Source organism: Bacillus sp. BB51/4 (assembly GCF_008368845.1).
GTDB lineage: Bacteria > Bacillota > Bacilli > Bacillales > Bacillaceae_G > Bacillus_A > Bacillus_A wiedmannii.
This window is the reverse complement of the sequence record NZ_QOSC01000017.1, coordinates 254,857-269,137: the sequence shown is the minus strand read 5'-3', so window position 1 is coordinate 269,137 and position 14,281 is coordinate 254,857. Positions and strand designations below refer to the sequence as shown.

11 protein-coding genes are annotated in these 14,281 nt (G+C 36.0%); 9 read left to right on the top strand and 2 right to left on the bottom strand.

The window, feature by feature from the left end; all coding sequences use genetic code 11:
• Positions 1 to 81: 81 nt before the first annotated feature.
• Positions 82 to 1,263 carry an FtsW/RodA/SpoVE family cell cycle protein gene (locus DN392_RS24225; RefSeq protein WP_000832770.1) on the top strand — a complete coding sequence of 394 codons (1,182 nt, stop codon included), beginning with the start codon at positions 82 to 84 and terminating at the stop codon, positions 1,261 to 1,263.
• A gap of 334 nt (positions 1,264 to 1,597) precedes the next feature.
• Entirely contained in the window at positions 1,598 to 5,044 is a 3,447-nt protein-coding gene (gene pyc, locus DN392_RS24215; protein WP_000164083.1) for a pyruvate carboxylase, read from the top strand.
• A 237-nt stretch (positions 5,045 to 5,281) separates the two neighbouring features.
• Here the strand turns inward: pyc and ctaA are convergent, their stop codons facing one another.
• Positions 5,282 to 6,217 (bottom strand): heme A synthase, encoded by a 936-nt coding sequence (gene ctaA, locus DN392_RS24210; RefSeq protein WP_001188735.1) that lies wholly within the window; start codon positions 6,215 to 6,217, stop codon positions 5,282 to 5,284.
• A gap of 496 nt (positions 6,218 to 6,713) precedes the next feature.
• Between ctaA and ctaB the strand changes: the two genes are divergently transcribed.
• The 7 genes from ctaB (at position 6,714) to DN392_RS24175 (ending at position 13,859) form a co-directional block, all read left to right on the top strand.
• The gene (gene ctaB / locus DN392_RS24205) at positions 6,714 to 7,637 is read left to right on the top strand and encodes a protoheme IX farnesyltransferase (RefSeq protein WP_000017546.1); all 924 of its coding nucleotides are present in this window, start codon (positions 6,714 to 6,716) and stop codon (positions 7,635 to 7,637) included.
• A gap of 93 nt (positions 7,638 to 7,730) precedes the next feature.
• On the top strand, positions 7,731 to 8,780 hold the full coding sequence (gene coxB / locus DN392_RS24200) for a cytochrome c oxidase subunit II (protein ID WP_000745279.1): 1,050 nt from the start codon (positions 7,731 to 7,733) through the stop codon (positions 8,778 to 8,780).
• 60 nt (positions 8,781 to 8,840) lie between these two features.
• Entirely contained in the window at positions 8,841 to 10,676 is a 1,836-nt protein-coding gene (ctaD, locus tag DN392_RS24195; RefSeq protein ID WP_179209976.1) for a cytochrome c oxidase subunit I, read from the top strand.
• Entirely contained in the window at positions 10,676 to 11,299 is a 624-nt protein-coding gene (ctaE, locus tag DN392_RS24190; RefSeq protein ID WP_000557858.1) for a cytochrome c oxidase subunit III, read from the top strand. The genes ctaD and ctaE overlap by 1 nt, the downstream gene beginning before the upstream one ends.
• A 3-nt stretch (positions 11,300 to 11,302) precedes the next feature.
• Positions 11,303 to 11,635, top strand: a complete 333-nt coding sequence (gene ctaF / locus DN392_RS24185) for a cytochrome c oxidase subunit IVB (protein WP_000985699.1) — start codon at positions 11,303 to 11,305, stop codon at positions 11,633 to 11,635.
• An 85-nt stretch (positions 11,636 to 11,720) separates the two neighbouring features.
• A complete protein-coding gene (gene ctaG, locus DN392_RS24180; RefSeq protein WP_000069020.1) occupies positions 11,721 to 12,626 on the top strand; it encodes a cytochrome c oxidase assembly factor CtaG in 906 nt (301 codons plus the stop codon).
• 234 nt (positions 12,627 to 12,860) lie between these two features.
• Positions 12,861 to 13,859, top strand: coding sequence for a formamidase (locus tag DN392_RS24175; RefSeq protein ID WP_000535797.1), 999 nt, complete (start codon positions 12,861 to 12,863; stop codon positions 13,857 to 13,859).
• Positions 13,860 to 13,905: 46 nt separating this feature from the next.
• On the opposite strand, the gene DN392_RS24170 is transcribed toward DN392_RS24175, so the two are convergent.
• Positions 13,906 to 14,271, bottom strand: a complete 366-nt coding sequence (locus DN392_RS24170; protein ID WP_001160937.1) for a YugN family protein — start codon at positions 14,269 to 14,271, stop codon at positions 13,906 to 13,908.
• Positions 14,272 to 14,281 lie beyond the last annotated feature (10 nt).

Here is a 14,281-nt window from a genome sequence, read left to right as displayed (position 1 = left end):
TATTTGTATAATAAAGCAGGAAGAATCAATGTACATATGGAATACAACAATAATTAAATTGAAACAGAAAGAGGAAATGAAATGAAAAGAGTATGGAAATCAATGGATTATTCATTATTACTTCCTCTTGTTATCTTATGTGTGTTGGGAGTTATAATGGTATATAGTTCTAGTTCCATTGTCGCGATTTCGTCGAAATATAACTGGCCAGCAGATCACTTTTTTAAAAAACAATTAGTTGCTCTTGCTATTGGAACAGTAATACTAGTGATTGTCGCTGTAATTCCTTACAAATTTTGGAGGAAAAAAATAGTTCTTACAGCGATGGGGTTAGGGAGTCTGGGCTTACTAGCAGCAGCTTTTCTTTTCGGTAAGGTAATCAATGGTGCAAAAGGATGGATACTAGGTATACAACCAGCTGAGTTTGTAAAAATAGCAGTTATTATTACGCTAGCAAGTTTTTTTGCTAAGAAACAAGAGAGGCAAACCCCTTTTTTTCAAGGGATAATACCTCCTATATTTGTTGTCGGTGGATCGATGGTATTAATTTTATTACAAAATGACTTAGGGACCGACATATTAATAGGTGGAACAGTGTTAATTATGTTCTTCTGTTCAGGAGTTAATGTTAACTTGTGGATTAAAAGATTTTTATTAACATCTGTCGTGTGGATTCCGGCGTTGTATTTTATTGGAAACTATAAATTAAGTCTATACCAAAAAGCTCGATTTTCAGTTTTTCTTGATCCATTTAGTGATCCGCAAAATGATGGATTTCAACTAATAAATTCATTTATTGGAATTGCCTCAGGTGGATTAGGTGGTAGAGGATTAGGGAATAGTATACAAAAGTATGGCTACTTACCAGAGCCGCAAACGGATTTTATTATGGCAATTATATCTGAAGAACTAGGTTTTATAGGTGTAGCTATCATTTTAATCTGTTTACTACTTATTATCATTCGTTCGTTTAGAGTAGCACAAAAGTGTAAAGATCCATTTGGAAGTTTAATTGCAATCGGAATTGCAAGTTTAATTGGGATACAAACTTTTGTTAATGTTGGTGGTATGTCTGGATTAATACCACTTACAGGAGTACCTTTACCGTTTATTAGTTATGGTGGTAGTTCTTTATTGGCTAATCTAATCTCGATGGGTATATTATTAAATATTGCTAGTCATGTAAAACGACAAGAGAAACAACAAAATGAGATAATGAAAGAAAGAGAGCAAGATGGACCGCGTCTTGTTGTAGTAAAATAAAAAACACATTGTGCTTTAGAGCGTGATGTGTTTTTTTATGTTCAAGAAACATTGAATAGGATACATTAATTGATATATATATTAAAAAATATATCACATTTAATTAAATGTGATATACAATTAAGTTGTTAGAAAAGGAAGAGGTATGCTATACTATTTTTGTGAAACAAGTTGATCAGAAAACTTATCATTTGTTAAAAAATAAGGTATGATGGATAAAAATAAAGTGAAGCTTTCTAAGTATAATATAATGTAGAAAGTGAAGAACTTCACGCTCTTTATGGTGTGTATATATTTTATCTCTAGAGTGGTAGGAAAGTAGAGGGGGAAAATCATGACAAAGCTGCAACGTATTCAAAAAGTATTGGTAGCTAACCGTGGAGAGATTGCAATTCGTGTGTTTCGAGCTTGTTCGGAACTTGGATTAAAAACAGTTGCAATCTATTCTAAAGAGGATAGCGGTTCTTATCATCGTTATAAAGCCGATGAGTCCTATTTAGTTGGGGAAGGGAAAAAGCCAATTGATGCTTATCTAGATATTGAGGGCATTATTGAGATTGCGAAAAGTAATCATGTAGATGCAATCCACCCTGGATATGGTTTCTTGTCAGAAAATATTCAATTCGCAAAACGTTGTGAAGAAGAAGGGATTATCTTTATTGGTCCAAAGAGTAAGCATTTAGATATGTTTGGAGATAAAGTGAAAGCAAGAACACAAGCGCAGCTAGCACAAATTCCAGTTATTCCTGGTAGTGATGGGCCAGTAAATTCAATAGAAGAAGTCGAAGAATTTGCTGAAAAGTATGATTACCCGATTATTATTAAAGCTTCCCTTGGCGGTGGCGGTCGTGGTATGCGTATTGTACGTACTAGTGAAGAATTAAGAGAATCGTATAATCGAGCGAAGTCAGAAGCGAAAGCAGCCTTTGGTAATGATGAAGTATACGTTGAAAAATTCGTTGAAAAACCTAAACATATAGAAGTTCAAATTTTAGCAGATGAAGAGGGCAATGTTGTACATTTATATGAGCGTGATTGTTCTGTACAACGTCGTCATCAAAAAGTTGTAGAAATTGCACCAAGTGTGTCGCTTTCAGATGATTTACGTCATCGTATTTGTGATGCTGCTGTGAAATTAACGAAAAATGTAAACTATTTAAATGCAGGAACAGTAGAATTTCTTGTAAAAGGTGATGAGTTTTACTTTATTGAAGTAAATCCGCGTGTTCAAGTTGAACATACGATTACAGAGATGATTACAGGAGTCGATATCGTTCAATCGCAAATTTTAATAGCTGATGGACATGCATTACATAGTAAAATAGTAGGTGTTCCGAAGCAAGAGGAAGTAGTTGTGCATGGATTTGCAATCCAATCTCGTGTAACAACTGAGGATCCACTAAATAATTTTATGCCGGATACAGGAAAAATAATGGCGTACCGATCAGGCGGTGGTTTCGGTGTGCGTCTTGATACAGGAAATAGCTTCCAAGGTGCAGTTATTACACCGTACTACGATTCTTTACTTGTAAAAGTTACAACATGGGCGCTTACTTTTGAACAAGCTGCTGCAAAAATGGAACGTAACTTAAAAGAATTCCGTATTCGTGGTATTAAAACAAATATTCCATTCCTAGAGAATGTAGTAAAACATAAAAACTTCTTATCAGGAGAATATGATACTTCGTTTATTGATGTGTCACCTGAACTATTCTTGTTCCCGAAACGTAAAGACCGCGGAACGAAAATGTTAAATTACATTGGTTCAGTAACAGTAAATGGCTTCCCAGGAGTAGGGAAAAAAGAGAAACCAATCTTCCCGGATGCTCGTATACCGAATGTATTACATTCAGAGCCAATCCAAAATGGAACGAAACAAATTTTGGACGAGCGTGGAGCAGATGGATTAGTAAAATGGGTACAAGATCAAAACCGTGTACTTTTAACGGATACAACATTCCGTGATGCGCATCAGTCATTACTTGCAACTCGTATTCGTACAAAAGATTTACATCAAATTGCAGAGCCAACAGCGAGAATGTTACCGAACCTATTCTCAGCGGAAATGTGGGGTGGTGCAACGTTTGATGTTGCATATCGTTTCTTAAAGGAAGATCCATGGGAACGATTACTAGATCTTCGTGAAAAAATGCCAAACGTTTTATTCCAAATGTTACTTCGTTCTTCAAACGCAGTTGGTTACAAAAACTATCCGGATAATTTAATTCAAAAATTTGTGGAATGTTCTGCTCAAGCTGGAATTGATGTCTTCCGTATTTTTGATAGCTTAAACTGGGTAGAAGGTATGAGAGTTGCGATTGATGCTGTACGAGATACTGGTAAAATTGCAGAAGCAACAATGTGCTACACAGGAGATATTCATGATCCGTTACGTAGTAAATATGATTTGAATTATTATAAAAACTTAGCAAAAGAGTTAGAAGCATCAGGAGCACATATATTAGGAATTAAAGATATGGCAGGCTTATTAAAACCTAATGCGGCATATGATTTAGTTTCTGCATTAAAAGAGACGGTATCGATTCCGATTCACTTGCATACACACGATACGAGTGGAAATGGTATATTAACGTATACAAAGGCAATTGAAGCAGGTGTTGACATTGTCGATGTAGCAGTAAGTTCTATGGCTGGTCAAACGTCACAACCAAGTGCGAACACGCTATACTATGCATTAGGTGGAAACGAAAGACAGCCAGACGTTAATATAGATTCATTAGAAAAACTATCTCATTATTGGGAAGATGTACGTAAATACTACGCACCGTTTGAAAGTGGTATGAATGCACCTCATACAGAGGTATATATGCACGAAATGCCAGGCGGACAGTATAGTAATCTACAACAACAAGCGAAAGCGGTTGGTTTAGGAGATCGCTTCGATGAAGTGAAAGTAATGTACCGCCGTGTGAATGACATGTTTGGCGATATTGTTAAAGTAACACCATCATCTAAAGTTGTCGGTGATATGGCATTATTTATGGTTCAAAATCACTTAACAGAACAAGATGTTTTAGAGCGTGGGCATTCTATGGACTTCCCAGGATCTGTTGTTGAAATGTTCTCAGGAGATTTAGGACAACCGTATGGTGGTTTCCCGAAAAAGTTACAAGAAATTATTTTAAAAGGGAAAGAGCCATTAACAGTAAGACCGGGTGAATTATTAGAGCCAGTAGATTTCGACGCGTTAAAAGAAGAGCTATTCCATAAGCTTGGACGCGAAGTGACGATTTTTGATGTTGTTGCATATGCATTATATCCAAAAGTATTTATGGATTACGAAAAAGTTGCTGAGCTTTATGGAAGTGTGTCTGTGCTTGATACACCGACATTCTTCTATGGTATGAGACTTGGTGAAGAAATTAATGTGGAAATCGAACAAGGTAAAACATTGATGGTTAAACTAGTATCAATCGGAGAGCCTCAGCCAGATGGAAATCGTATTCTTTACTTGGAGTTTAACGGTCAACCACGTGAGATTGTTGTGAAAGACGAAAGTGTGAAAGCAACAGTGGCACAACGTGTGAAAGGAAACCGTGAAAATCCAAACCACATTAGTGCAACAATGCCGGGAACGGTTATTAAAGTAGTTGTAAAAGAAGGCGATGAAGTGAAAAAAGGCGATTCTATGGCAATTACAGAAGCGATGAAAATGGAAACGACAGTTCAAGCGCCGTTCAATGGTAAAGTGAAAAAAGTATATGTTAACGATGGAGATGCAATTCAAACGGGTGACTTACTCATTGAATTAGATCACTAAAAAAGAAAAAGAGCTGTGTAAATGCAGCTCTTTTTCTTTATCCCGCTATTCGCCGGACAGTAAGACACCCGCCTCAAAATTCAGCGAAAACAAAGAAGTTAGATGGGGGATCAACTGCCCATAAAAGCCTGATTGGTGCGGGCTAATAAGCAGTGGGGGATGAAGCCCCCACTGCTTAAAGTTTCACTTTATTGCAAAAAATACCTTGCCAATTCAGCAAGGTATTTTAATTTGAATTTATTTTGTTTGTTTAGAAGTTGATTCAGCTTCTTTTGCATTCACTTTACTTCGTGTACCTAACATAACTAAATAGCATAGTACAGCAAACAAGCAAGAAATGAATAGTGAATGTAATAATGCCATTACTAAATTAGCATTTGTAAATACGACTAAAATTCCTACGATAGCTTGAAGTGTAACAAGGATAAATGAAATGATCCATCCCCAGTATACGACAGGCTGCTGCTTGTAATGGCGAATAGCGAGAATCATCGCGTATAGTATCCAAGCGAAAATTAACATCGCTGCAACTCTATGTCCCATTTGAACCCATTCATGTAGTTGAGTTGGCATAGGTCTATTTTTGCTACATAAAGGAAAGTCTGGACAGGCTAAGCTAGCTCGTTCGTGACGTACTAAAGCACCTGTGTAGACGACAATATAACTGTAAATTGTTACACCATAAATATGAAATTTCATTTTTTTGTCCATAATAAGTGAACGTGCATCAAATTTCTGATCAATTTCAAAGATAAGACACGTTAATAAAATGACAGAAGCAAATGAAATTAAGGAAATACCGAAATGGATAGCAAGTACAGCTGGCATTTGTCCCCAAACAACTGCTGCCGCTCCCATTAATGCTTGCGCAACTAAAAATACGAAGGATAAAATTGCTAACGTTTTTGTTTCGCGCACATGTTTATAATATTTCCAGGACAAAATACAAAGGAGAGTGACAAGAATTCCTGCTGATCCTGATGTAAGGCGGTGACTTAGTTCAATAATAGTTTCCATTGATAAATTAGATGGAACAAATTCACCGTTACAAAGTGGCCATGATTTACCGCACCCTTGGCCAGAACCTGTTTTTGTAACTAAGGCGCCTCCTAGTAAAACTATTAATAAATCAAGACTCGTAATGACTGCTAACCATTTAATAAAGCGTTGCAATCTATTTCACCATCTTTCTGCTATGAAGTTATTGCGAAATATTTTCATTCCATTATGTATAGAATAAAAAGCGCTAGTTCCTATGATATATAAAAAATAATAAAATAGCAAAGAAATGGCGGGGGCAGACAGGGGAGAGAAAATGGGTGTGGAAATAGGATATATAAGGGAATTTTTAGGTGAAAAACAGGCTATTTTGAAAAGATATGGGGAGAATACGTGTTAAATATGACAAAAAAGTTTATTATAGAAGGTAACATCATGTTATGATAAGGACAAGTAAGAATTAAGTTTTTATATTCGACACAAAAAGTTCATGTTTTCTTCACAAAATGTTCGGGAAATATGATTTAATATATTGGAGTATGGGCGTAGATTAGTAGTAGAATGGATTAACAATATTTCTACTGTAATAATATTGCTATATAGAAGCGAAATATTTCATTCGAAATAGGCGCAAAAAGAAAGATGAAAGTTTTAAGAGGGGGTTAAAGTGATGAGCCATGCAACAAGTGAGCTGCATGATGAGTCAGCTGTTACAAGCGTACCGGAAACAACTCGGCTACAAGATTTATCAGCGCTCGTTAAAATGGGGATTGTAAACTCAAATACACTTACTGTATTTACAGGATTTTGGTTGGCATTACATTTTAATGGATTAAGTGTGATGGATAATCTGGATAAGTTATTCTTTACAATCGTTGGTTCTGGATTAATTATGGCAGGGGTATGTTGTTTAAATAACTACATTGATCGAGACATCGACCCGTTAATGGAAAGAACAAAAACCCGTCCAACAGTTACTGGGAAGTATAAACCGGGATTTGCACTTACATTTGGACTAGTTATATTACTTCTTGGATTTGTATTTTTATTATTAACAACACCAATGGCAGTATTAATGGGATTTATTGGTGCTTTCACATATGTTGTCTTATATACGTTATGGACAAAGAGAAAGTATACACTAAATACTGTTGTAGGTAGTATATCTGGAGCAGTTCCACCTTTAATTGGATGGGCAGCAATCGATCCATCTTTAGGCCATCCAATTGCTTGGATGTTATTTTTAATTATGTTTATTTGGCAAATCCCACATTTCCTCGCATTAGCGATGAAACGTGTTGATGAATATCGAAATGCAGGAATTCCAATGCTTCCTGTAGTTCATGGATTTGAAATTACGAAACGCCAAATTATGATTTGGACAGTATGTTTATTACCACTACCATTTTATATGAGTGGACTAGGGATAACATTTATGGTAATTGCAACATTGTTAAACATCGGATGGATCGTTTTAGGATTTTATGGCTTCCGTAAGCAAGATGACATCAAATGGTCCGTACAAATGTTTGTTTATTCCCTAAATTATTTAACAATCTTATTTGTATCAATGATTGTAGTTACATTCTTCTAAGACAACGACATAATTGGATTTCTTTACGTTGAGATTTACTTTACTTAACTATAAAGTACAATCTAATTCACAAGGAAAGTGGGGGTTGTTTGTATGAAGAAACAGTGGCGACTGCTTTCGTTCGTTTCACTGCTGGCTTTACTGTTAGGGGGATGCGGTAAAGCCTTTCAATCTACTTTAATTCCGCAAGGAGAAGTAGCAAAAATGCAATATGATTTGCTCTTACTAGCAACTGCGATTATGGTAGGAGTAGTACTAGTAGTTACTATTATTTTCTTATATGTAATTGTGCGTTTCCGACAAAAGAAAGGTCAGGAAGATTATATTCCAGAGCAAGTTGAAGGGAATCACAAACTAGAAATTATTTGGACAGTTATTCCGATTATTCTTTTGTTAATCTTAGCTGTTCCGACGGTTACATATACATTCAAACTTGCTGATGTAAGTGCGATGGAGAAAAAGAATATTGATAAAGATACTATCGTTGTTGATGTAACAGCGAATCTTTATTGGTGGGAATTTTCTTATAAATCAGAAAAAATAGTAACTTCTCAAGATTTAGTCATCCCCACAGGTAAGAAAGTGTATTTGAATTTGAAGGGTGCCGATATTAAACATTCGTTTTGGGTTCCATCTTTAGCTGGGAAAATGGATACAAATACAGACAATGTGAACAAAATGTGGTTAAAGGCAGATAAATCGGGCACTTATAATGGTTTTTGTACAGAATTTTGCGGCCCATCACATTCTTTAATGCAATTCAAAGTGAAAGCTTTAGATGAAAGCGAGTACAAAAAGTGGCTTGCTGATATGAAGAAGATTGATGGGAAGAAAGAAGTAGCTTCAACAAAGGCGCAAGAGGGCCAAGAAATATTTAATAAAAGCTGTATTGGTTGTCACGCAGTTGGATCTAATGATAGTAGACCACCTTCCGCTCGTATCGCACCAAACTTAGCAAACTTTGCGGATCGCGATATGGTTGCCGGTATTGCCGAAAACAATGAAGAAAACTTAAAAAAATGGCTGAAAGATCCTGAAAATATGAAACCAGGAAATAAAATGACTGGTAAATATGGCAACTTAACGGATGATCAAGTTGATGCATTAAATGCATACTTACAAACGTTAAAAGTTGAAAAGTAAAGAGGGATTATTCGCGAAGGGGAGGTTGAAAACGTGAGTTCTGTAGCAAAAAAACAGGGGATGGGTGCTGTCATATGGGATTATTTAACGACAGTAGACCATAAAAAGATTGCCATTCTCTATTTAATTGCAGGTGGATTGTTTTTTATAATAGGCGGAATAGAAGCTCTATTTATTCGCCTTCAATTAGCGATTCCTAACAACGCTTTTCTTGTTGGGGATGCTTATAATCAAGTATTAACGATGCACGGTACAACAATGATTTTCCTCGCAGCTATGCCACTCGTGTTTGCATTTATGAACGCCGCTGTACCACTTCAAATTGGTGCACGTGATGTAGCGTTCCCGTTTTTGAATTCACTCGGATTTTGGTTATTTTTCTTTGGTGGAGTATTTTTAAATTTAAGTTGGTTTTTAGGTGGAGCACCTGATGCAGGCTGGACATCTTATGCATCTTTAGCTTTAGCCTCTAAAGGCCATGGTGTTGATTTTTATGTACTCGGCTTGCAAATCTCCGGTATTGGTACATTAATTGGAGGTATTAACTTCCTTGTAACCATTATTAATATGCGTGCGCCAGGAATGACGTATATGCGTATGCCGATGTTTACATGGACGACATTTGTAACATCTTCTCTAATATTATTCGCTTTTCCGCCGTTAACTGTAGGATTAGGACTTTTAATGTTAGATCGTTTATTTGGAACAAGTTTCTTTAATCCAGCATTGGGCGGGAATACGATTATATGGGAGCATTTATTCTGGATTTTCGGTCATCCAGAAGTATACATTCTTATACTCCCAGCTTTCGGAATATTCTCAGAAATCTTCGCGACATTTTCGAAAAAACGATTATTTGGTTATTCGTCGATGGTGTTCGCGACAGTATTAATTGGATTCTTAGGATTTATGGTATGGGCGCATCATATGTTTACTGTTGGACTTGGTCCAGTTGCAAATGCTATTTTCTCAGTTGCAACAATGGCGATTGCAGTACCGACCGGTATTAAAATATTCAACTGGCTCTTTACGATGTGGGGAGGAAGTATTCGTTTTACGACACCGATGATGTGGGCAGTAGCTTTCATTCCATCATTCGTAATGGGTGGAGTTACAGGGGTTATGCTAGCATCTGCACCAGCGGATTATCAATTTCATGATAACTATTTCGTAGTAGCTCACTTTCATTATGTAATTGTCGGCGGTGTTGTATTTGGTCTACTTGCAGGAGCTCATTATTATTGGCCACTGATGTTTAATAAAGTATTGAATGAAACGTTAGGAAAGATAACATTTTGGCTATTCTTTACCGGTTTCCATTTAACGTTCTTCATACAGCATTTCCTTGGTTTAATTGGTATGCCACGTCGTTACTACACATATCTTGAAGGCCAAGGGTTGGAAATGGGGAATATGATTAGTTCTATTGGAGCGGTATTTATGGCTCTTGGAACGATTGTTCTTCTATTCAATGTAATTAAAACGACAGTTTCAAAAGAAAAGGCTGGTCGTGATCCATGGGATGCACGTACATTAGAATGGACGATGCCAGCACCAACACCAGAATATAACTTTAAACAATTACCATTTGTTCGCGGGTTAGATCCGTTTTGGATTGAAAAACGTGAAGGGAATAAAGAGATGACAGCGGCGGAACCAGTTGGTGATATTCATATGCCAAATCCATCATTTTCACCATTTATCATTTCTTTAGGATTGTTTATAGCGGCATTCGGTGCAATGTATATGCAGGGTGGAAAAGATAAGTTTTGGTTATTAGTAGCAATTATCGGTTTAATCATTACATTTGGCACAATGTTCCTACGTTCAGTAATTGATGATCATGGATATCATATTCATAAGGAAGATTTAGAAGATAAGGGGGGCAAGGCATAATGCATGTAGATGAAAAATTAACGAATGAAACATTTCCAGCAGAGCCTGAAAAAGCAACCCTTGAGGGGAAAAATAAGTTTGTCGGTTTTTGGTTATTTCTTGGAGGCGAAACAGTATTGTTCGCTTCCTTATTTGGCACATATTTGGCGTTAAAGAATTCTACAAATGGTGGACCAACATCTCAAGAGATGTTCCAAATGCCACTCGTTTTCATTATGACGATGCTTTTATTAACGAGTAGTTTAACGAGCGTTTATGCGATGTATCATATGAAAAACTTTAACTTTAAAAAAATGCAACTTTGGCTACTAGTAACAGTGTTGCTAGGTTTAGGGTTTTTAGCATTTGAGATATATGAGTTTTATCATTATACGCATGAATTTAAGCATACTATGAGAAGTAGTGCATTTGGTTCCGCGTTTTATGCTCTTGTTGGTACACATGGTCTCCACGTATTGTTTGGATTATGTTGGATTTTAACATTAATCTTTAGAAATGCGAAGAGAGGTCTAAATTTATACAATGCACCGAAGTTTTATGTTGCATCGATTTATTGGCACTTTATTGACGTAGTTTGGGTGTTTATTTTCACTGTAGTATATTTGATGGGAATGGTGGGATAAACAATGGCGATAAAGCAAACGAATAATCCTAAAGTTGATCTTGTTTATCGGAAGAGAAAAAGTGCGGAGGAAATGAAGCATCAAGTTATTACATTTGCATTAATGATTTTTTTAACATTAGTTGCATTTGCAGCAGTCGCATATCCGAAAACTTTTAGTCCGACTTTCTCAGTACCATTTATTTTACTATTAGCAGTGGTACAAGTAATTTTTCAATTGTATTATTTTATGCATATGAGTCATAAAGGACATGAAGCGGCAAGTTTCTTTCTTTATTCTGGTCTGTTGATCGGGTTAATTACAATTTTAGCTTTTATGACAATTGTGTGGATTTGAAAAGTGAAAAATAAGGGAGCTTGTGTTGGCACAGCTCCCTCTTCTTATTATGTGAAAGGATAACCTTAAGAAGGTAGGTGTAACAATGAGTAACTTGTGGATATTTGGTTTTCAAGCTCTATGGAGTCCAATCTTTTTATTATTTATGCTTTCGATTCTTATTGGGTACTTTTTAATTATTGGGCCATATAGAATGCGATTTGAAAATGCGAGGAAGGTAAGTAAGAAGCAAATTTTTTATTTTACGACCGGGATTGTTCTTTTGTATCTTGTAAAGGGAGGGCCTATTGATTTAATTGGTCATATTATATTTAGTGCACATATGTTTGAAATGGCAGTTATGTATATTGCAGTTCCACCGTTATTGTTGCTTGGTATACCAGATTGGTTATATCGTTATATTACTTCTTTTAAGTTCGTTCAAATTATATTAAAGATATTTGCTAAACCACTTATTGCATTGTTTGTATTTAATGGCCTGTTTTCTTTTTATCATTTACCAGTTGTTTTTGATACAGTAAAACAAAGTCAAATTGCTCATCCTATTTGTCTCGCTATATTGTTCTTTACGGCAATCATGATGTGGTGGCCGATGCTAAATCCATTACCAGAATATCAAACATTAAGTGATATAAAGAAACTTGGTTATATGTTTGCTAACGGTATATTATTAACGCCAGCTTGTGCGTTAATCATTTTTGCAACTGCACCGTTATTTGCAACCTATACGGATCCGGCTGCTTGGATGAAGGCGATGGAACTTTGTGTACCCGCGGGAACTTTATCAGATTTAAATATAACGGGACCAGAATTTTTACACTGGATGCCAGTCGTACAAGACCAACAAACAGGTGGCATCATTATGAAAATTGTCCAGGAAATAGTGTATGGCACAATTATAGGCTATGTATTCTTTCGATGGGCGCGTCGAGAGCGTGAAAAGGATAAAGAGCAGTTGCAACAATTGCCGCCGTATTTACAGACTAAGTAAAAAAGTGTATGGGTTTCCATACACTTTTTTAGTTTTAGTTTTAGTAAACTATAAAAAGATTGAATTTTCAATTTATTTATGTTAAGTTAGTGTAGGCATGTACTAAAAGTGGATATAAGATTTACTACTAGCTTTAATACGTAATGATTCCATGTGTAGTGCAAGTTTTTTAGAGAGTTACAAATTTATATTGTTATCTTTAATAAACAAGAACTATTTTAAGGGGGAATTTAAATGGGTAGTAGTGGAAGTATGGTAAAGCCAATTAGTGGTTTTTTAACAGCATTAATACAATATCCAGTACCGGTAGTAGAGTCACGTGCAGACATTGATAAACAAATTAAACAGATCATAAAAACAATTCATTCAACTAAATCAGGGTATCCTGGATTGGAATTGATAGTGTTTCCAGAATATAGTACACAAGGGCTTAATACAAAAAAATGGACTACAGAAGAGTTTTTATGTACAGTTCCTGGGCCAGAAACAGACTTGTTTGCTGAGGCATGTAAAGAGTCTGAGGTATATGGTGTTTTTTCTATAATGGAAAGAAACCCTGATGGTGGAGAACCGTATAATACAGCAATAATTATTGATCCACAAGGTGAAATGATTTTGAAGTATCGTAAGCTAAATCCTTGGGTGCCAGTCGAACCTTGGAAAGCTGGAGATTTAGGCTTACCTGTTTGTGATGGACCTGGAGGAAGTAAATTAGCTGTTTGTATTTGTCATGATGGTATGTTTCCTGAAGTAGCTCGTGAAGCAGCTTATAAAGGTGCAAATGTCTTGATTCGTATTTCTGGATATAGCACACAAGTTAGTGAACAATGGATGTTAACTAATCGTTCGAATGCATGGCAAAACTTAATGTATACATTGTCAGTGAACTTAGCGGGTTATGATGGGGTATTTTATTACTTTGGTGAAGGACAAGTATGTAATTTTGATGGGACTACTTTAGTGCAGGGACACCGAAATCCTTGGGAGATTGTTACTGCCGAAGTATATCCAGAGCTAGCAGATCAGGCTAGATTAGGATGGGGTCTCGAAAATAATATATATAATTTAGGTTCAAGGGGATATGTAGCGACTCCTGGAGGGGTGAAAGAAAACCCGTATACGTTTGTAAAAGATTTAGCTGAAGGTAAATATAAGGTTCCTTGGGAAGATGAGATTAAAGTAAAGGATGGAACTATTTATGGGTATCCAGTCAAAAAGACGATTCATTCTTAAGTAAGATAAATAGAAAAAGCGCATCACTATGATGCGCTTTTTCTATTTACTCAATGATTTGGAACTCTTTTAACTCTTTTTCGATATTTTGTAGGAGTTGTTCGCTTTTTTGAAGTACATTCGTTGGGAAAGTTTCACCATCACCATATTCAACGCCGTGAGGATAATAATGTTTTCCTAATAAGGGAGGAAGTAGCTTTATATCAGCGTGTCTGCTACCAACATCACCTTCAACAGCCAAACCTTGTACGCGCAAATAATAAATATCATTTAATATTTCAAATTTATAATCATATGTAACTCGTTCATAATCCCACTGTCCAGCAAGTACAAAATGGTTCTTTTCCATAATCTCTGTTAATAGTGTTAAATCAACGACTGCCCCATTAAATTTCGTATTTGTAAATTGCATATAATACCTC